Below are 18,393 nucleotides of genomic sequence, written 5' to 3'. Positions count from 1 at the left end.
CGTAGGGTCGCGATTGGAAACGGTTCCATAGGCGGCGACATGTCGAGGCGACACAAGGCGACGATCCGGGACGTGGCAACTGCGGCCGGCGTGGCCGTCGGGACGGTGTCCCGCGTCCTCAACGGGTCCGGCGCCGTCGCCCCGCAGACCGCATCCCGGGTGCGCCAGGCCATCGCGGTCCTGGGCTTCATGCCGGACGCCGCCGGGCGGTCGCTGCGTTCCGGCGCGAGCCGCGCGATCGGCGTCCTCGTGCCGACCCTGTCGAACCCGATCTTCGCGCGCTCGCTCGAGGGCATCGAGCGGGCCGCGGCGCAGCGGGGCTTCTCGACCGTCATCGCGAGCTCCGGCTACGACCCCGTGCGCGAGCTCGACGTGGTGGCGACGCTCGTCGCCCGCGGCGTCGAGGGGCTCGTCCTCACCCTCACGGACACGAAGCCGGACCGGATCGACGCGGTTGCCGGCCACGGCGTCCCCTTCGTGCTCGCCTACAATCAGCCCAAGCCGAACGGCGGCGCGCCCCGCTTCTCCCTCGCGACGGTCGACAGCCGGGTGGCGCTGCAGGAGGCGACCGAGCAGCTCATCGCGCTCGGCCATCGCCGCGTCGCCTTCCTGGGCGGCGCGTTCGCCTCGTCCGACCGCTCGCGCGCCCGCTACGAGGGCTACCGCGCAGCCATGGACGCCGCCGGGCTCCCGGCCTGGGACCCCGCCGAGATCCCTTTCGACGCGCAGGACGAAGCCTTCGAGGCCGCGCTCGGCGACCTGATCGGGCGGCTCGTGGCGCCGACCGCGCTGATCTGCTCGAACGACCTGCTCGGCCTCCATGCGGTGGCGGCCGCGCGGCGCCACGGACTCGCCGTGCCGGGCGACCTCTCGGTCGTCGGCTTCGACGGCATGCCGATGGCGCGCATCGCCGAGCCGAGCCTCGCGACGGTGGCGCAGCCGGCGCGCCGCATGGGCGAGGCCGCCGTCGATCTCCTCTTCGGCCTGATCGCCGGCGGGCCGCCCCGTCAGCTGATCCTGCCGCACACGTTCCTCGAGGGGGGCACGCTCGCAGCCGCCCGCGCGGATGCCGATCCGTTGCGAGCCGGATCGGCGACCATCCTCGGACCAACGAAGCCCAACCGGAGCCCCAGATGACCCGCACGTTTCTCAAGGCGAGCCTCGCCGCGAGCCTCGCCGCCAGCGCGCTCCTCGCGCTCGCAGCCCCCTCGGCGCAGGCCGCGGACGCGATCTGCTACAATTGCCCGCCCGAATGGGCGGACTGGGCGTCCATGCTCTCCGCCATCGAGACCGAGCTCGGCCTCGAGGTGCCCCACGACAACAAGAATTCCGGCCAGACCCTCACCCAGCTCCTGGCCGAGCGCGGCAACCCCGTGGCCGACGTCGCCTATTACGGCGTGACGACCGGCATCAAGGCGGGCGCCGAGGGCGTGGTCGAGCCCTACATGCCGACGGGCTTCGACGAGATCCCCGAGGGCCTGAAGGATCCGGAAGGGCGCTGGTTCACCATCCACCAGGGCACGCTCGGGCTGTTCGTCAACGTCGACGCGCTCGGCGGCGCGCCGGTGCCGGCCTGCTTCGAGGACCTCCTGAAGCCGGAATACAACGGCATGGTCGGCTATCTCGACCCGTCCTCGGCCTTCGTCGGCTATGCCGGCGCGGTGGCGGTGAACCGGGCGTTCGGCGGCGACCTGTCGAACTTCGATCCGGCGATCGACTACTTCGGCCGCCTCGCCGAGAACGACCCGATCGTTCCCAAGCAGACCTCCTACGCCCGCGTCGTCTCGGGCGAGATCCCGATCCTGTTCGACTACGACTTCAACGCCTATCGCGCCAAGTATACCGAGGAGGGCAATTTCGAGTTCGTGCTGCCCTGCGAGGGCTCGGTCGTCGTGCCCTACGTCATGAGCCTCGTCGCCGGCGCGCCCAACGTCGAGAACGGCAAGCGCATCCTCGACTTCATCCTCTCAGACGAAGGACAGGCGATCTGGACGAACGCCTACCTGCGCCCCGCGCGGCCGATCGAGCTGCCCGAGGACGTCGCGGCGCGCTTCCTGCCGGCCTCCGAGTACGAGCGCGCGACGCCGGTCGACTACGCCGAGATGGAGCGCGTCCAGGCCGCCTTCGGCGAGCGCTATCTCGCCGAGGTGCGCTGACGCGACGCGCGCCGAGCCGCACCAACCGGGAGGGCTCCGGCCGGAGCCCTCCCGCCATTGCCACAGAGCCCCGCGATGCGCACCCGCTTCGACCTCCTCCTGATCCTGCCGGCCGGGCTGTTCGCGCTCGCCTTCTTCGTCGTGCCGATGGCGCGCCTCGCCCTCGTGGGCGCCTCGGGTCCGGAGGGGCTCGGCGCCTATTTCTCCGTCGTCACGAACGCGCGCCACCGCGAGGTGATGCTCGCGACCCTCGCGCTGTCGGCGGCGGTGACGGTCGCGACGCTCGTCCTCGCCACCGCCGCCGCGCTGTTCCTGGCGCGTCATCGCTTTCCGGGGCGTGGGCTGCTCGTCGCGATGCTGACGTTCCCCCTCGCCTTTCCCGGCGTCGTGATCGGCTTCATGATCATTCTGCTGGCGGGCCGGCAGGGGCTGATCGGCCAGGTGAGCGACGCGCTCGTCGGCGACAAGATCGTCTTCGCCTATTCCATGGCGGGGCTGTTCACGGGCTACCTCTACTTCTCGCTGCCGCGGGTCCTGATCACCGTGATGTCGGGCGTGGAGACGATCGATCCGGCGATGGCGGAAGCCGCGCGCTCGCTCGGCGCGAAGCCCTGGCACGTCCTGCGCGACGTGACGCTGCCCGCTTTGAAGCCCGCCCTCGTCGCGTCGGGCGCCATCGCCTTCGCGACCGCGATGGGGGCGTTCGGCACGGCCTTCACGCTGGCCACCGACATCGACGTGATGCCCATGCTGATCTATACCGAGTTCACGCTGCAGGCGAACTTCGCCACGGCCGGCGCGCTCGCCATCGTGCTCGGCCTCGTCACCTGGGCGGCGCTGCTCGTCGCCCGCGCGTTCGGAGGCGCCAGCGTGGCGGCGGCCGGATGAGGGGCGCGCCGTTGCCCTCGAAGACGCCGGCGCGGCGAACGGGCTACGGCTCGCGGCTCTCCTTCGCCGCCGGTCTCGCGCTCACGCTCGCCATCGCCGGCTTCCTCATCCTTCCCGCGATCCTCTCGATGCTCGCGGGCGTCACGGCGAACTACTTCCGCGGCCTCTCGTCCGGCCTGACGCTGCGCTGGGTCGGCGAGGTGCTGGCGCTCTATTCCGACACGATCGTGCTCACGCTCGGCCTCGCGCTGGCGACGCTCGCGACGACGCTCGTGCTCGGCGTGCCCGCCGCCTGGTTCCTCGTGCGCAACCCGGGCCGCGCCAGCCGGGCGATCGAGGAACTCCTCACGCTGCCGATCGCCGTGCCCGGCCTCGCCATCGCGCTCGCCATGATCCTGGTCTGGGGCGGCGTCGGCGACCTGCGCACCTCCTGGGTGTTCATCCTGATCGGGCATGTGCTGTTCACGCTGCCCTTCATGATGCGCGCGGTCGTGGCCAACCTCCAGGCCATCGACGCGCGCACGCTGGAGGAGGGCGCCGCCTCGCTCGGCGCGGGACCGTGGCGGCGCTTCCTCGAGGTGATCGTGCCCAACGCCCGCCCGGGGATCCTCGCGGGCTCGCTCATGGTGGTGACGCTGTCGGTCGGCGAGTTCAACCTCACCTGGATGCTGCACACGCCGCTGACCAAGACGCTGCCCGTCGGCCTCGCCGACGCCTACGCCTCGATGCGGCTCGAGGTGGCCTCCGCCTACACGCTGGTGTTCTTCGTCATGATCATACCCCTTCTCGTCGCCATCCAATGGCTCGGCGGCCTCGGCGCGCCCGGCGGAAAGGCGCGGCGATGATCGACCCGACCCGCATCGAGGCGCGCGCCTGCGCCCGCACCTATCCCAACGGCACGCGCGCGCTGCATCCCACGGACCTCGGCGTCGAGCCCGGCGAGCGGCTCGTCCTGCTCGGGCCGTCGGGCTGCGGCAAGACCACGATGCTGCGCATCCTCTCGGGCCTCGACCGCCCCGATCCGGGCGGGCGCGTGCTGTTCGGCGACGACGACGTCACGGACCGGCCGATCGAGCGGCGCAATGTCGGCATGGTGTTCCAGTCCTACGCGCTCTTCCCCAACATGTGCGTCGCGCAGAACGTCGCCTACGGCCTGCGCCTGAAGGGGCTGCCGCGCGCCGAGCGGGAGGCGCGCGCAGCGCATTACATGCGCCTGTGCCGCATCGAGGCGCTCGGCGCGCGGCGCATCGACCAGCTCTCCGGCGGGCAGCGCCAGCGCGTCGCGCTCGCCCGGGCGCTGGCCGCCGAGCCCCGCGCGCTGTTCCTCGACGAGCCGCTTACCGCGCTCGACGCGAGCCTGCGCGAGACCCTGCGCGAGGAGATCGGCGCGCTGCTGGCGGAGCTCTCCGTCACCTCCGTCTACGTCACCCACGACCAGGTGGAGGCGATGGCGATCGCCGACCGCATCGTGGTGATGAGCGCCGGGCGGATCGAGCAGATCGGGACGCCCCGCGACGTCTACGAGCGCCCGCAGAACCTCTTCGTGGCGACCTTCTTCGGCGAGACGAACCGCCTGCCGGATACGGACGGGCGCACGCACCTCGTGCGTCCCGAGCACATGCGCCTCGTTCCGCCCGGCGAGGGCATCGCCGCGCGCGTGGTGGCGACCACCTATCTCGGCGCGGCGACCCGTGTCACGCTCGACAGCGAGGCCGGGCCGATGCGCGTCCTCGACCACGAGGCGCGCCGCCTCGCGCCCGGAGACGCGATCGGCGTGCGCGTCGACGAGAGCCGGGTGATGACCTTTCCCACGCAGCCCGCGCCGGAGCCCCGACCGTCTTGACCCTCTTAGCCCAGCTCTCCGACCTGCACATCCGCGAGGGCGGCGCCCTCGCCTACGGCCTGGTCGACACCCGCGCCTTCCTGGCCCGCGCCGTCGATCACCTGAACGCGCTCCTGCCCCGGCCCGACGCGGTCGTCGTCTCGGGGGACCTCGTCGACCTGGGCACGGCGTCCGAATACGCGATGGCGCGCGCCGAGCTCGATCGCCTCGCGATGCCGTGGCTGCCGATCCCCGGCAATCACGACGGCGACGCCTTCTGGGACGCCTGCGCCGACCGGATGGCCGCGCCCGTGCGCGGCGTCGGCTGGGTCGCCCGGGTGGCGGACACGCGGATCGTGCTCCTCGACACGCGAGTGCCGGACGCGCTGGGCGGCGCGATCGACGAGACCCGCGCACGCTGGCTCTCGGAGCGCCTTTCGGAGAGCGACGCGCCGGCGCTCCTCGTCATGCACCACCCGCCGATCCCGACCGGGATCGGGCACATGGACGCGATCGGGCTCGACGGCGTCGACCGGCTCGAGGCCGCGCTCGCGGCGGGGCCGGCGCCGATGGCGATCCTGTGCGGGCACATCCACCGCATGATCGTCGGGCGGCTCGGCGCGACGCCGGTGATCGTCGCGCCCTCCCCCGCCCACGCGGTGACCCTCGACCTCGCGCCGGACGCGCCGTCGACCTTCCATCTGGAGCCGCCCGGCGTGCTGCTGCATGCGGTGTCGGGGGGGCGACTCGTGACCCACCTCTCGTTCGTCGGCGCGTTCGACGGGCCGCACCCGTTCTTTGCGGAGGGCACACGGCTCGTGGGGACCTGACGGCCCGAGTGGGCGATCAGCCGATCGACCATCGCCGTCTCCTCGAGCTCATCGGCAGCATTCTACCTGCCGAACTCGAAGCCGGCTGCTGCTCAGCGCTGGAGACCGAGAGCGGGTGTGTAATGATCGAAGCTAACGCGGCGTTTGCGCCCTGCGAATGCCCAGCCCTTGCCAGCCCTTGCACGATGGATTCGGTGTCACTCGGCTCCGTCGTGGCGACCCCACCTACGCGCAGCGGATCCTCGCCTGCATAGAGCAAGCTCCGGGACCCCGCGCCGTTCGGCGCAGAAAAACCAGGCCGATCCACAGTCGGGGAACAGCGCAGAGAGCGCTGTCCACCCGATGTCCGGCTTTGCGTCCATCAATGTGCCGTGCCGCTACCGCAGCGATAGCGACCCAAACAATCAAGCGAAGGCTCATCGCACCAACGGTGCGCATCTCGAACGCCGCACCTTGGAGGGCGTACAGGCCGAAGAGAGCGAACACCGCTGCGATCGTCGCCGCCAGACCCATGGAAAGCATGGCCGCCCAGCGGCGATCCATGGCGATGCCAATTCCGGCGAGCACGTAGATGAAACCCGACAGAAAATTGAACCACAGGACGAAGGGGACCGCATCTCCCGCTGCGGCAATTGCGGCGGGCCCCCCGAACAGCGTCCTTCCGCCGGATACGATAGTCAGGAGGCCGAAGACGACCGCCACGCCTGCCGCGACCCTCAGCGGCCAGCTGGAAGACGAGCGCGCAGTCATGGTTCAAGTCCTCTTCATTCCGACTGTAAAGTTGCTTGGTGGGCCACGGCACCGTCCGACCATCATGGCGACAGAGATTGCCGGGCTGGCGGAGCCGATCTGCGGGGAAGGTCTCGGGACAGCCATGATGCATCCTCAACGACCGAGCTGGCCGACGAGTTCGACCTGTCGCGCAATATCTGGCCAAGATCATGCAGCGCCTCGCCCGCGTTGCCGGCGCAGTCGTCGGAGGCTGCGCGCCCTAGACGCGCCGGCTATCATCCGCGACGAGACGTCCATCCTGCAGCGTCAGAATGCGGTCCGCGCGATCGAGGATGCGGTTGTCATGCGTGACCATCACCGTCGTCGTGCCGCGTGCCTGCCCCAGCTGCTTCAAGAGGTCGACCACCTTGGCGGCGGTTTCCCAATCGAGCGCGGCGGTGGGTTCGTCCGCCAGCACGACATCAGGGTTGCCGACGAGAGCGCGGCCGATCGCCACACGTTGGTTTTGTCCGCCCGACAAATTCGCGGGGAGATAGTCCAGCCGGTCCGAAAGACCGAGGATGCTGAGGACATGGGCCGCGGCTTCGTCCGCTGTCTCCCGGTTGAGGCGCCCCTTCACCTGCAGACCCATCATAACGTTCTGGCGCGCGGTCAGACTTTCGTGGAGGTTGTGGGCCTGGAAGATGAACCCGAGGCGACGCCGCAGCCGAACGCTCTGCGCGGTCGTCGCGTGGCGCAGTTCCTGACCCAACAGGACGACGGACCCTTCCTGGACTTCGCGAAGACAGCCCAGCAGGGTTAGGAGCGTGGTCTTGCCGGACCCCGAGGGGCCGACCATCACGATGAAACTGCCGCGTGCGATCCGCAGGCCGATGTCAAACAAAGCTTGTTTGCGCGCCTCGCCGGTTCCGAACCAGTGGTTCAAGCCACTGGTTCGGATGGAGATATCATCGTCTGCCATCTTCAGAACAGCTCCGCCGGATCGGCCGCGGCCAGTCGCCGGGTCGCGATGATTCCGGACAAGGCCGAGAACACGACGGTGCCGATGAAGACGGTGACCGCCATCCCGAACGAGATGAACAGGGGCAGGGTCGTCACCTCAGCCATCAGCGTCAGGATGGCCCAACCGGCGATGACGCCCGGGATGAAGCCGAGCACGCCGAGGATAACGGCCTCCTCGACGACTACGCCGAGAAAGAAGCCCTGTCCGTAGCCCATCGCTTTGAACGTCGCGTATTCCCGCATGTGATCGGCGACATCGGCGGACAAGACCTGGAACACGATGACGATCCCCACCAGGATGCCGATCAGCACGCCGAAACCGAAGATAACGCCGGTGGGCCGCTGCGTCTGCTGAAATCGCACCTCTTCGTCCATCGCATCAGAATAGCTGCGAATGCGCAGCGTCCGGTCGGCGATCAGGCCCCTCAGACGGTTCGCCACCGCGTCGGGCTGTGCCCCCGGCCGGAGGCGCAACAGGATGTGATCCGGGGCGCCGGAGCTGCGCGCGGGAAACAGCGACAGAAAGGTCTGATCGGACACGAGGAGATACCCGTCTGCGCCGAAGCCACCGCCCCCTGCGAAGGTGTCGTAGGCGGTCAGGGTCCGGCCCTGAGTTTCGAAGGAGAGCGGCGTGTGCAATCGGACCGCTGCCGCTTCCTCGCGCGTGAGCCCGCGGGCGAGCCGGTCGAGGATGGCTGCGTCCTGAACCTGCAGCATATCGATGTCGGCGGCGATGTCGGGCGCGAGGAAATCGGCCTGGAACGGGTTGATGCCGAAAGTCGTCAGGCTGATGTCGGTGTCGCCCCGGTCCCACGGCACGATAGCGACGAACAATCCCATGCCGCTCACGACATCCGGGTCGGCGAGTGCCTGAAGCATCCATTGCCGGGCGACGTTCCCGCCATCGACCAGCGTATTGGCGTCGGCGGCGGAGATCAGGATGTCACTCTGGAAGAATTGGTACGGGCGTACCGTCGAGACGCCCATCGAGCTCATGAGTCCGAGCTGGACGAAGACCAGGACATTCGCGAAGGCCACCCCTGACAGCGCGGCCGCGAACCGACCGCGCTGGTGGACCAGTTGCAGCCAGCCTATTGGCAATCGGCCCAAGAGCCGCTCGAGAAGGCGGCTCATCGGGCGGCCCGCCCGCCGGCGCCGGTGTCGATCCGGGCGATGACCTCGAGGTTGGTGAACCGTGAGGCGATCTCCGACGATGCCGCGTCGAGCGCGACCACGACCCTGATCACCCGAGCATCGGTATTCGCCGCCACGTCATCCGACATGAGTCCTTGCCGCCCGACCGTCAAACCGATGCTCTCGATGGTTCCGTGCAGGGTGCGCCCGATGGCGCCGGCCACGAGCTCCACGGGCTGCCCCGGCCTGACCGTGGCGATCCGGTCCTGGTAGATTTCCACCTCGGCCGTCATCTGGCTGATGTCGCCCATCTCCATCATACCCGCGGCCGGGGGGCGCTGTCCGGGCGTGGCGTGAATGTCGAGGATCGTCCCTGCGATCGGCGCGACGACGATGCCGCGGGCCAGATCGAGTTCCACCCGCGCGAGTTCGGCCTCGGCCGCCTCCACGTTGCGGGCCGCGACCACGACGTCGGGCTGGTCGTCGGTCTCGGCGGATGAAAACCGCGCGAGGGTGGCTTCCGCGCGCGTGATCGCAAGCGCAGCCTCCTGCGCCGCAGCGCGGGCGGCGTCGAGCGTGACGCTGGTCGAAACGCCGCGTGCCACGAGTTCTTCAGCCCGCGCGAGGGCCGCCTGCGCTTCGCCGTATGTGCCACGGGCCTGGTCCAGCGTCGCTTGCGCCTCGTCCCGGCTGGCCTGCACCGTGCTGCGCGTCTGCAGAAGCGTCGCCTGTCGCACGGAGAGATTGGCTTCGGCGAGGAACACGGCGCTTTCCAGCGCCGACCGGTTGTCGAGATAGGCGAGCGGTGATCCGCGCTCGACCCGATCCCCGACAGCGACGAGGATCTCCGCCACCCGCGCATCACCTGCGCCATAGGGCGCCGCCACGAAGGCCACATCGCCCCGCGGCATCACCCGCGCCAGACCCACGACGTCGGTGGGTAGCATCGTCTCGACCATGTCCTGTGGCAGTTCGATGTCCGGGGGCAGCGCGATCGGCGCACCCGAACCTCCGCCCGGTTGAAGGCCTGTCAGCGCGTAGAATTTCTGCAAGGCCGGCGGCTGGAAAAAGAGACCGATGACCGCGCCCGTGAACATCAAGACCGGTATCATCAGCACCAGGAGGTACCGCTTGCGAAATCGATGGCGTTTGCTCGAAATATTTTCGGGCGGCGCATCGACGAGTAGCGGCAATTCGGGTTCGGCAGGGCGTGTCATTCTAGGGGCCTTGAACGGTAGCTCTGAAGTAGTCGCGTACCTTCAACACTCGCTCTGATCCGCTGGCGCGTCGGACCACGACAACTGCGACGCCGCCATCCGTGCGTGCATTAGATCAGCCTCGGTACCTCATTGGACTTCGCGCCCGCCCCGCTCGTTCTCGACACAATGTCTGTTTCGTCACGGCCGAGCCCGGACATGGACGGCGCGCTCCACGAGGTCTGTCATGTGCTGGGCCGCCCGGATCGTGAGGGTATGCTGGGTAGAACCGGCTCGCGGGGAGATGACGTCGGCCATTTCGCGGGCCGCCTGGCGCTGCCGGTCCGAGCCTTCCGCAAGGACGGCGATCAACACATTCTCGAGCGCGATCACGCGCACGCGCAGGAGCACCAGCTCGACGTTCGTCATGTCCGGCACGTCCGGGCGCGCCTCGCGCGTCGCAGCGGCGATAGCGCCGCCTTCGTTGTCCCACCGCGACAGAGCACTCATCCGAGCATCGGGCATGCCTTGGGGCAAATCTGGATCGGGCATTGCATTATCCTCGCGAGTGCGGTGTCCATGGCGTGAGAAACGCTCATCGATAACCAGCGCCGCTGATGTAATCGACCAACTGCTCCTCCTCGTGCTGGGCATCGCCCAACAAGACGCGGAGAATGGACCGGGCGGTCAGTAGCCCGATCGGTCGATTGCTTTCGTCCACCAGGACGATGTTCTTGAGATGTCGCGTCTTCATTTTCAGGGAGACGTCCTGCAAGAGGTCACTGCCGTGACACGTCATGGGGTTCGGGGTCATGACCGTGGAGACGGGGCAGTGGCACGCTGCGCCTCGGCAGACGCTCATCTGTTTGACCACGTCGGTTTTGGTCACCACGCCTTGCACAATACCATCGCCGTCTCGGACGACCACGATGTCGGTTCCGGATGTCAGGAACTTTGCGGCTTCGATCAGCTCTGCATCGGCGGCGATCAGCACGAGCCTTCCGCGCGCCACTTCGGATATGTCATTCACGAACATATCTTCGTCTCCTGATCCCGGCGTCGTTCGGGTGCGATGTCGGCGGAACTGATGATGAAGCGGCGCCTATTCCGAAGCTGCTTCGAGCGCCGTGAAGATTTCCGGGTTTTCGTCGCCTTCGACGATGAGATATCCGACCCTCACGGGATCGGTTCCTGCGGCAAAGTCGATCGCAGCGGCGGGGTCGATGTCGCGCGCCTTTTCAACTCGATCACGGCCGCGTTCGTTCCCGGATGCTGCGCGTCGGCAGAAATGTCGAGGTTCGCCCCCCGGCCACCAATCTGCTTGGTATCGCCCGCGCATTCGGAACGGAATACCCGCCATAATTTTGTAATCAATCGCCTCTCCCGAACTTCCAACAGCCCGAATCCTTGCACCCTCGGCTCAGGCGGTAGCAGCTCGAAGAAGAAGCCCCCCGCGCAATGACCTCGACGCGGTGCGGGCCGCGAAAGGGAAACGCCATGTCCCACGTCGATCCGCATGCAGGTCACGCCCATCCTCATTCCGATATACCGCAGCGTCACGAGGAGGCGGCCACCGGGCCGACCTCCATCGACCCGGTCTGCGGCATCTTCGCCATCGCCTCCGCCGTGTCGGTGCTGATCATCGCCTGCCCCTGCGCGCTCGGCCTTGCCACGCCGATTTCGATCACGACAGCGGCAGGGCGCGGGGCGCGGGGCGCGGGGCGCAGGCGGGCGTGCTGATCAAGGACGCCGAGGCGCTGGAGCGCATGGCGGGCGTCGATACGCTGATCGTCGATAAGACCGGCACCCTGACCATGGGCAAGCCGAAGCTGTCCGATACGGTGGCGCTCGGGGACCTGCCGGAGACGGAGTTGCTGTCGCTGGCGGCGGCACTGGAGCGGGGCTCGGAACATCCGCTGGGCGAGGCGATCGTCGACGGCGCCGAGGCGCAGAGGGCGCCCCGGCATGCGGCTGCGGACTTCGAAGCCGTCACCGGCAAGGGCGTACGCGGCAAGGTCGGCGGACGCGCGGTGGCGCTCGGCAACGCGGCGATGATGCACGAGATGGGGCTGGACACGGGCGCGGCCGATGCGAAGGCCGACACCCTGCGCGCCGATGGCAAGACCGCGATGTTCATCGCGGTCGACGGCGCACTCGTCGGCATCGTGGCGGTGGCCGACCCGATCAAGGACTCGACGGCGATAGCCATCCGCGAACTGCATGCACAGGGGCTGCACGTCATCATGGCGAACGGGGATAACGAACGCACGGCTCGGGCGGTCGCGGGCACGCTCGGCATCGACGAGGTGCGCGCGGGCGTCCTGCCGGAGGCCAAGAAGGACCTGATCGACCAGTTGAGACGCGATGGCCACGAGATCGCCATGGCGGGCGACGGCGTGAACGATGCGCCCGCACTCGCCGCCGCTGATGTCGGGATCGCCATGGGAACGGTTGCCAATGTCGCGATGGAGAGTGCGGGCATCACCCTCTTGGGCGGCGACCTGATGGGCATCGTCCGAGCACGCAAGCTTGCGCGCGCCACCTTGCGCAACATCAAGCAGAATCTGTTCTTCGCCTTCGCCTACAACGCGCTCGGCGTGCCGATCGCGGCGGGGCCGCTCTACCCGGTCACCGGCCTTCTGCTCTCGCCCATGATCGCAGCGGCGGCGATGAGCCTTTCTTCGGTCTCGGTGATCACCAACGCGCTGCGGTTACGGCGGGTGGAACTATAACGGCGCATGCAGATAGAACTGACAACCATCGTTATGGTCGCCCCATCCCGCCACCCCATACCCCCTCCCTGGTACGGCGCGTTGGGGCTGCCGCGCTGCCTTTCGTGGGTGGAGCACCCACAGCCTGGGTTTCCAGCTGGCGCAGTGCCGTGAGACCGCGGCACACCGACCTCGAGAAACGAAAAGCCCGCCCCGGAGTTATAGGCATCCTGATGCCGAGCGTGATTTTGCTTGGAGGTGCATTTCGACGAAGTCTTCCGAAACATGGCTCCAGCCAACAATCCGATCGCAATGGGCGTTGAAGCGCCTTGTCGGGGCCAAAACCTTCTCCGAGGCACCATGATTGTCGAAAGCTCCGAACAGGTTCCACGCCTGAAATGGCCGCGTCGCTTCCCGGTGCCGCGCGACTTCGGCGTTGCGAAGAACTCGCGCATCATCGAAGGCAAATCCTGGCCTGAGCCAGAAGGAGCCACACGAATCGCCACCCTGCGTATCTACCGCTATGAGCCGGATAATGACGGCCCGCCCCGGATCGACACCTTCGCTGTCGACCTCGACGATTGCGGCCCGATGCTGCTGGACGCACTGATCTGGATCAAGTCGAAGGTCGACTCGACGCTGACCTTCCGCCGGTCCTGCCGCGAGGGAGTGTGCGGATCCTGTGCGATGACGATCGACGGCACCAACTGGACTGCCTGCACCCGCGCAATGGACGAACTGTCCGAGCCTTCAACGATCTATCCGCTGGCCAACCTGCCCGTGATCAAGGATCTCGTGTCGGACCAAACCCACCTTTTCGCACAACACGCGCTTACCGAGCCGTGGCTGCATACCGAAACTCCGGCGCCGGAGCGTGAGCGCATCCAGTCGGTCGATCAGCGCCGGGCGCTCGACGGCTCTTACGAGTGCATCTTGTGTTTTTGCTGCACCTCGGGGTGTCCAAGCCACTGGTGGAACGGCGACCGTTTTCTCGGCCCCGCCGCCTTGCTGACCGCCTGGCGGTGGCTGGCCGACAGCCGCGACGAGGGGCGCGGTGAACGGCTGGATTCGCTGGACGATCCCTTCCGCCTCTATCGTTGTCACACGATCCTGAACTGCACCCGCACGTGCCCCCGTGGCCTGAACCCCGGCAAAGCCATCGGCGAAATCAAGCGGATGATGTTGGAGCGTGGCGGCTGAACAAGGGAGCAAGTCATGAGTAATCCACGCCCGCAATCACCGAACATGCAGAATTATCGACCGCAGTTGACCTCGGTCATGTCGTTCGGGCATCGGCTGTCCGGTTCGGCCTTGGTTTTTTTTGCTTTCGGCCTTTCCGCTTGGCTAGTCGCGGGGGCTGCGGGACCCTTGGTGTTCGATGACGCACAGGCGGTCGTGCACTCGATCGCGGGGCGCGTGATGCTCATTCTGGCGTCGCTGGCAGTCTTTTATCACCTCTGCAACGGTATCCGTCATCTGATCTGGGACAGCGTACACGGCTTCGAGTTGCGCGCAATCTATGCCGGTGGCTGGGCGGTCGTGGGGGCGAGCCTTTTCCTGACTTCGGCCCTGTGGATTTGGGTGCTGGCATGACGATGCCCCGTGTCACCGCTTATTCCGCCGCGCGTGGACTCGGTGCAGCAGGACACGGGGCGGGCCATTGGTGGGCGCAGCGCGTCTCTGCCCTTGCACTGGCGCCTCTGATATTGTGGCTCGCCTGGGCGCTGGCAGGCGGTTCGGTGACCGACTACAGGGATCTGACGATCTGGCTTGGTGCGCCGGTCAACTCTATTTTGATGATCCTTCTGCTGATCGCATCGTTCCACCACGCTGCGCTCGGGCTTCGGGTCATCGCCGAGGACTACATTCACTCCCGCTCGCGATTTATCGTGATTGCCTTAGTTCAGCTTGCGTGCGCTGCAGGCGGAGCATCGGGGATCGTGGCGACTTTAGTGATCGCGATATCCGATTAGATGGACCCGGCGCGCGGATTCGTTCGGCCGAACCAGCGTGGTATTGCGTTTCGCCCTGTAGATCGCTTTTCGTCAATTTCCGCAGCCCTGAAAGCTCAAGGTGCGCCCGAGTTTACCAAGAGCATGCGGGCATAGCCGACCGCGAAGACGAGGTACGCCAGCGCCCATGCGAGCCCCGCGAACTCCAGGACATGAACAACTGCGCCGCCGGCGAATACCGCGAACAGCCGGGCGAGGAAACCGATGACGACGAGCGCGAAGATCGCAATCTCGAGCTTCCCCGCGCGCAGCTCTCGTCCGGAATGCCCGAGGCTCGCGCGGGTCATCACGGCCAGCGTCATCACGCCGAAAGTCCCCATCGTCCATACATGCAGTGCCCCGGCGGGGTCGATCGCGCCGGGCACGAGAAGGGCGCCGCCGAGCGTGAAGAAACCGAGCGGTATAGTGGCGAAGCCGACATGCAGAACTGCGAGCAGCGGCTCTCGCCGGGCCTCGAGGCCGCACCAGCGGGAGAGACGATAAAGGTTCAGCACGCCAGCGGACACGAGCAGCCATGCGGTGGCCGGAGCGGAAGGCTCCCACGCCCAGAGGACGAGCGCCGCTGCCGAGACGACCATCGTGGCGGCGTCGGTCCGGTCGAACGGCGCCGGCAGGCGGGAGGACTTTCGCGCGTTCAGCCAGTTGCGCGTGAACGCTGGAATGATGCGTCCGCCGATCAGCATGACGAGGACCAGGACGAGCGCCACGGCGGCCCTGGTGGCGAACTCGGCGAAGCCGACGGCGTGCGCCTCGTAATGGAAGGCTCCGTTGGCGATCGCCAGAAGCGCGACGACGCCGACGACCCGCAGGTTTCGGTAATTGCGGGCCGCGACGATCTCGTTCGCGACGACCCAGATCAGGGCGATCGGGAACAGCATGTCGATCGCGGCAGCCGGACCGGCGCCGATGATCGCGGACGTCGAGACCGCGATCATCCCGGCGAGCCATGAGACGACGAGAAGGAGCAGCGTCGCCCCGGCGACGGGCTTGCGGCCGGTCCAGTTCGCGACGGCGGTCAACAGGAAGCCTGCGATCAGGGCGGGAATCCCGCCGAAGAGCATGGCATGCACGTGCCAGTCGCGCGGGGCCAGCAGGGTCGGCAGCGCGAGCTTTCCGAGCAGGACGGGTATCCACATCAGCGCCGAGGCCGCTATGGCCAGCGCTCCGAGGAAGAAAAACGGACGAAAGCCGCCGGTGAGCCAGTGCGGCACTCGCGCCGGCCTGCGCCGCGCGTGCGATGATACGCTGTGCAAGATCAGCTCCTATTCCGGTAGAGCCCCGTTGATGGTCTCAGCCGCACGAGCCGCAGCAGCTGCTGGATGCGCGGCGGCCGATCTCCACGCGCCACTCGTCGGGGCCTCGCAGGACATACTCCCAGGTGAAGGAGCCCGCTATGCGGTTCTGCATGCTGCTGTACAGACCGAGCGGATCGTGGTCGTTGACGAGAACGAACGCCTCGCCTGGGGCGAGGTCATCGAAAACCGCCATGATGTTCGGATGGCGGTCGACGCGTGGGATGCTCCTCACGTCGAGTACACGGCCTGACGAGGGTATCGTGCTCATTTTTTCTCCTCGAGTTCGTTCGTTTCACTCGTTAAGGCAGAGCCGGACGAGTCTGGTTGCGCTGGCGCAAGGAGACCGCGATCTTTCGTCGGCTGCTCGGGCGCAAGACCCGCTCACGGACCGTATGCCTACAGCGATGCCGATTCCTGCCCGGCTCTGGAAATCGCTCCGAAATCCTTCGGCCGGAGAACCACGTCGGCGAGGGTGTGGCGATCCATCACCGCCATGAACGCATCCAGCGCTTCCGCGACGATGCGGGGCAGCCGACAGAACGGTGTGATTGCGCAGGCGTTCGTGGGCGCGAAGCACTCGACCATCTCGAAATCCGGCTCCGTGAGGCGCAGCACGTCGCCCAGCCGAATCTCGGCGGGCGGACGACCCAGCGTGAAGCCCCCAGTGCGGCCGCGCTGGGATCGCAGGATGCCGGCGCCGGCCAGCGAGCCGACGATCTTCATCAGATGGCCGCGCGAGATGCCATAGATCTCCTGCGTCTCGTCGATCGTCACCAGCCGCTCGGGATGCGCCGCCGCGAAGAGCAGCACGCGCAGCGCATAGTCCGACATCATCGTCAGCCGCATCTCGGTCTCCGGTCCGCATCCTGCGCCGCCCTTGGCCCCGCGTGCGGGTCCGAGAGATGCGCCATCCTAGGCACTAAAAAAACTATTGACAATATGTTTTTTGGAAACATCAATGCGCGTCGCAGGCAAGACCGCGGCGAGCGCTCATCGGACACGATGGACCCGTCGCACCGCGGTCGCGATCACACGCGAAAACGCGCTGTCGCGAGGGGCGAGCGAGGAGACGGAGCCATGCGGATCGAAAGGACACAGAGCGGTTTCCAGGTCGATGCCGGCGCACTCGGGTCTCTCCTCGGGTTGCCGGCGGCCGACGTGCCGCGCCTGATGCGCCGGGGCCGCATCGCCGGCCTGTGCGAGGAAGGACGCGGCGAGGACAGCGGCCGTCATCGGATCACCTTCCGGCACGGGGCGAATCGCGTACGTCTCACCTTCGACGCGTCGGGAGAGGTCCTGCTGCGCACACGCACGACGGTGCTGCCGCGCACGGCGGAGAGTCGGCTCGGAGCGGCGCAGCACTCGGCGCCAGGGGCCGCGGCGCCCCCGTCCGCCAGCCTGCTCGTCAGCCGTCTCCGGGGGATCGTCTACAATCTGTTCTCGTCGAAGGAGCTGCCCGATCTGCGATGCGCGGTTCCGGAGGATCGTCCCGTGCCGGTCTTCATCGATCGAGGCTGGACGTTCGCCGGCAGGGTGGACGCCGCGGGGCGCGTGCCCCGCGGATTCAGGCCAAAGGCCGCCGAGGCCAGCGTCCGGATGAACGGTCACTACGTGTTCATGCACATCGGCGAGTGCGACCAGCGACGAGAATCGCGTCAGGCGAGCGCTCCCGACGATACGGCCGGAGACGTCGCCACCAAATTCACATGATCTCGGAGGCATTCATGGCCCGCTACCGAGAACAGGATCGCGAGACGGACGAGTTGACGCCGTTGGAGGCGCAGGCTCGACAGCTCTTCGATGCTTGTCGCCACGATCACGACGACTTCCTCTCGCTCCGCAAGCGCGCACGCTTCTCGCGCGAGGCCGCAGGCGTTTATCGCCAGTGGATCGCATGCGCGGCGCGGCGATCCGAGGCGAAAGCGGAAAGCTCGAGATCCACGGCTCCGCAGCCTTGAACGGGTCTCCCGGTAGGGTCCGAGCGGCGCAAGCCGAACGGCGGTTTACAAGAGCGGGGATCGGGCGCAAACTACTAAAGTAGCGCGTGCATTGCGTGAGCGCCCCGGTCGCCGAGTGTGGCCGATCGCGCTCCACCCGCTCCGCCGCACTCGTCCTCGCCGGCGGCGACGAGCCCCTCGAGAAGGAGGGCCGGACATGAGCTATCTTCCGCTTTCGAGATCGGGGCTGGACGGCCCCATGCGCTACTGGAACGGCGAAGGACCGCTCTGGCGCCTCTACTGGATCTACGGCGTGCTCGCCAGCACCGCGGGTGGCGCGCTGATCATGACGGCGACGCTCTACCGTCTCGTCAGCCCCTGGTGGATACTTGCCTTGGTCCTCTTGGGGCTCGCCTACACCGCGTACATCCTCGTCAGCACCTGGCGCTGCGCCTTCAACATCGAGACCGAGCCGTTCGGCATCGACCGCACGACGCTCGGCTGGATGGCGCGTGTCCTCACGTTCGGCTGGGCGATCAATGCCGTCGGTGCGTCGCTGATGCTCCTGCAGGTCGCGTTCGGGCTCTTTCTGGCCTGAAGCGCTCGGCCTTCGCGGAAATCGCGCACTCGTCCTGCCGAGCGCGCAAGGCCGAAGCCGCGAGGCGCCAGCCTGTCCCG

General features: G+C 67.5%; 22 protein-coding genes and 1 pseudogene. 13 read left to right on the top strand and 10 right to left on the bottom strand.

Features of this window, described 5'->3' with window-relative positions:
• The first annotated feature begins 72 nt into the window (after nucleotides 1-72).
• The 6 genes from IEX89_RS21675 to IEX89_RS21650 all read left to right on the top strand — a co-directional run bounded on the left by IEX89_RS21675 (nucleotide 73) and on the right by IEX89_RS21650 (nucleotide 5,696).
• Nucleotides 73-1,137, top strand: a complete 1,065-nt coding sequence (locus tag IEX89_RS21675) for a LacI family DNA-binding transcriptional regulator (protein WP_188915365.1) — start codon at nucleotides 73-75, stop codon at nucleotides 1,135-1,137.
• Complete coding sequence (locus IEX89_RS21670) at nucleotides 1,134-2,156, top strand: ABC transporter substrate-binding protein (RefSeq protein WP_188915364.1); 1,023 nt, start codon at nucleotides 1,134-1,136, stop codon at nucleotides 2,154-2,156. The genes IEX89_RS21675 and IEX89_RS21670 overlap by 4 nt, the downstream gene beginning before the upstream one ends.
• Nucleotides 2,157-2,231: 75 nt before the next feature.
• Nucleotides 2,232-3,044: an ABC transporter permease gene (locus IEX89_RS21665; RefSeq protein ID WP_188915363.1), complete on the top strand. Its 813-nt coding sequence runs from the start codon at nucleotides 2,232-2,234 to the stop codon at nucleotides 3,042-3,044.
• A gap of 11 nt (nucleotides 3,045-3,055) precedes the next feature.
• Nucleotides 3,056-3,889 (top strand): ABC transporter permease, encoded by an 834-nt coding sequence (locus tag IEX89_RS21660; protein WP_373290623.1) that lies wholly within the window; start codon nucleotides 3,056-3,058, stop codon nucleotides 3,887-3,889.
• Nucleotides 3,886-4,887, top strand: a complete 1,002-nt coding sequence (locus IEX89_RS21655; RefSeq protein ID WP_188915361.1) for an ABC transporter ATP-binding protein — start codon at nucleotides 3,886-3,888, stop codon at nucleotides 4,885-4,887. The genes IEX89_RS21660 and IEX89_RS21655 overlap by 4 nt, the downstream gene beginning before the upstream one ends.
• Nucleotides 4,884-5,696 carry a phosphodiesterase gene (locus IEX89_RS21650; RefSeq protein WP_188915360.1) on the top strand — a complete coding sequence of 271 codons (813 nt, stop codon included), beginning with the start codon at nucleotides 4,884-4,886 and terminating at the stop codon, nucleotides 5,694-5,696. The genes IEX89_RS21655 and IEX89_RS21650 overlap by 4 nt, the downstream gene beginning before the upstream one ends.
• Nucleotides 5,697-5,921: 225 nt before the next feature.
• Here IEX89_RS21650 and IEX89_RS21645 read toward each other — a convergent pair whose 3' ends face one another.
• The 7 genes from IEX89_RS21645 to IEX89_RS21615 form a co-directional block, all read right to left on the bottom strand.
• On the bottom strand, nucleotides 5,922-6,446 hold the full coding sequence (locus IEX89_RS21645; RefSeq protein WP_244645634.1) for a hypothetical protein: 525 nt from the start codon (nucleotides 6,444-6,446) through the stop codon (nucleotides 5,922-5,924).
• A gap of 241 nt (nucleotides 6,447-6,687) precedes the next feature.
• Nucleotides 6,688-7,389, bottom strand: coding sequence for an ATP-binding cassette domain-containing protein (locus IEX89_RS21640; protein WP_188915359.1), 702 nt, complete (start codon nucleotides 7,387-7,389; stop codon nucleotides 6,688-6,690).
• 2 nt (nucleotides 7,390-7,391) lie between these two features.
• Nucleotides 7,392-8,564 (bottom strand): FtsX-like permease family protein, encoded by a 1,173-nt coding sequence (locus IEX89_RS21635; protein ID WP_188915358.1) that lies wholly within the window; start codon nucleotides 8,562-8,564, stop codon nucleotides 7,392-7,394.
• On the bottom strand, nucleotides 8,561-9,781 hold the full coding sequence (locus IEX89_RS21630; RefSeq protein ID WP_188915357.1) for an HlyD family efflux transporter periplasmic adaptor subunit: 1,221 nt from the start codon (nucleotides 9,779-9,781) through the stop codon (nucleotides 8,561-8,563). The genes IEX89_RS21635 and IEX89_RS21630 overlap by 4 nt, the downstream gene beginning before the upstream one ends.
• Before the next feature lie 180 nt (nucleotides 9,782-9,961).
• The gene (locus tag IEX89_RS21625) at nucleotides 9,962-10,312 is read right to left on the bottom strand and encodes a hypothetical protein (RefSeq protein WP_188915356.1); all 351 of its coding nucleotides are present in this window, start codon (nucleotides 10,310-10,312) and stop codon (nucleotides 9,962-9,964) included.
• Nucleotides 10,313-10,355: 43 nt separating this feature from the next.
• Nucleotides 10,356-10,796: a CBS domain-containing protein gene (locus tag IEX89_RS21620; RefSeq protein ID WP_188915355.1), complete on the bottom strand. Its 441-nt coding sequence runs from the start codon at nucleotides 10,794-10,796 to the stop codon at nucleotides 10,356-10,358.
• Nucleotides 10,797-10,936: 140 nt separating this feature from the next.
• The gene (locus tag IEX89_RS21615; protein ID WP_188915354.1) at nucleotides 10,937-11,278 is read right to left on the bottom strand and encodes a hypothetical protein; all 342 of its coding nucleotides are present in this window, start codon (nucleotides 11,276-11,278) and stop codon (nucleotides 10,937-10,939) included.
• 96 nt (nucleotides 11,279-11,374) lie between these two features.
• Between IEX89_RS21615 and IEX89_RS21610 the strand changes: the two are divergent.
• The 4 genes and pseudogenes from IEX89_RS21610 to sdhD form a co-directional block, all read left to right on the top strand.
• Nucleotides 11,375-12,492 (top strand): annotated as a pseudogene (locus IEX89_RS21610) (heavy metal translocating P-type ATPase); the annotation flags it as partial.
• 339 nt (nucleotides 12,493-12,831) lie between these two features.
• The gene (locus IEX89_RS21605) at nucleotides 12,832-13,671 is read left to right on the top strand and encodes a succinate dehydrogenase iron-sulfur subunit (protein WP_188915353.1); all 840 of its coding nucleotides are present in this window, start codon (nucleotides 12,832-12,834) and stop codon (nucleotides 13,669-13,671) included.
• 15 nt (nucleotides 13,672-13,686) lie between these two features.
• Nucleotides 13,687-14,064, top strand: a complete 378-nt coding sequence (sdhC, locus tag IEX89_RS21600; protein ID WP_188915352.1) for a succinate dehydrogenase, cytochrome b556 subunit — start codon at nucleotides 13,687-13,689, stop codon at nucleotides 14,062-14,064.
• Nucleotides 14,061-14,444 (top strand): succinate dehydrogenase, hydrophobic membrane anchor protein, encoded by a 384-nt coding sequence (gene sdhD / locus IEX89_RS21595; protein WP_188915351.1) that lies wholly within the window; start codon nucleotides 14,061-14,063, stop codon nucleotides 14,442-14,444. Before sdhC ends, sdhD begins: the two co-directional genes overlap by 4 nt.
• A gap of 95 nt (nucleotides 14,445-14,539) precedes the next feature.
• Here sdhD and IEX89_RS21590 read toward each other — a convergent pair whose 3' ends face one another.
• The 3 genes from IEX89_RS21590 to IEX89_RS21580 all read right to left on the bottom strand — a co-directional run bounded on the left by IEX89_RS21590 (nucleotide 14,540) and on the right by IEX89_RS21580 (nucleotide 16,624).
• Nucleotides 14,540-15,736, bottom strand: a complete 1,197-nt coding sequence (locus tag IEX89_RS21590) for an NnrS family protein (RefSeq protein WP_244645633.1) — start codon at nucleotides 15,734-15,736, stop codon at nucleotides 14,540-14,542.
• A gap of 37 nt (nucleotides 15,737-15,773) precedes the next feature.
• Nucleotides 15,774-16,046, bottom strand: coding sequence for a DUF2249 domain-containing protein (locus IEX89_RS21585; RefSeq protein ID WP_188915350.1), 273 nt, complete (start codon nucleotides 16,044-16,046; stop codon nucleotides 15,774-15,776).
• A 128-nt stretch (nucleotides 16,047-16,174) separates the two neighbouring features.
• Nucleotides 16,175-16,624, bottom strand: coding sequence for an RrF2 family transcriptional regulator (locus tag IEX89_RS21580; protein WP_188915349.1), 450 nt, complete (start codon nucleotides 16,622-16,624; stop codon nucleotides 16,175-16,177).
• A 231-nt stretch (nucleotides 16,625-16,855) separates the two neighbouring features.
• On the opposite strand from IEX89_RS21580, the gene IEX89_RS24545 reads away from it, so the two are divergent.
• From IEX89_RS24545 to IEX89_RS21565, 3 genes are all read left to right on the top strand, one after another.
• Nucleotides 16,856-17,488, top strand: a complete 633-nt coding sequence (locus tag IEX89_RS24545; RefSeq protein ID WP_244645632.1) for a DUF6522 family protein — start codon at nucleotides 16,856-16,858, stop codon at nucleotides 17,486-17,488.
• A 14-nt stretch (nucleotides 17,489-17,502) separates the two neighbouring features.
• On the top strand, nucleotides 17,503-17,736 hold the full coding sequence (locus tag IEX89_RS21570; RefSeq protein WP_188915348.1) for a hypothetical protein: 234 nt from the start codon (nucleotides 17,503-17,505) through the stop codon (nucleotides 17,734-17,736).
• Nucleotides 17,737-17,932: 196 nt separating this feature from the next.
• On the top strand, nucleotides 17,933-18,313 hold the full coding sequence (locus IEX89_RS21565; protein WP_188915347.1) for a hypothetical protein: 381 nt from the start codon (nucleotides 17,933-17,935) through the stop codon (nucleotides 18,311-18,313).
• Nucleotides 18,314-18,393 lie beyond the last annotated feature (80 nt).

It is taken from the genome of Salinarimonas ramus (assembly GCF_014645695.1).
GTDB lineage: Bacteria > Pseudomonadota > Alphaproteobacteria > Rhizobiales > Beijerinckiaceae > Salinarimonas > Salinarimonas ramus.
The sequence above is the reverse complement of the archived record's forward strand: the minus strand, read 5'-3'. Positions and strand labels throughout refer to the sequence as shown.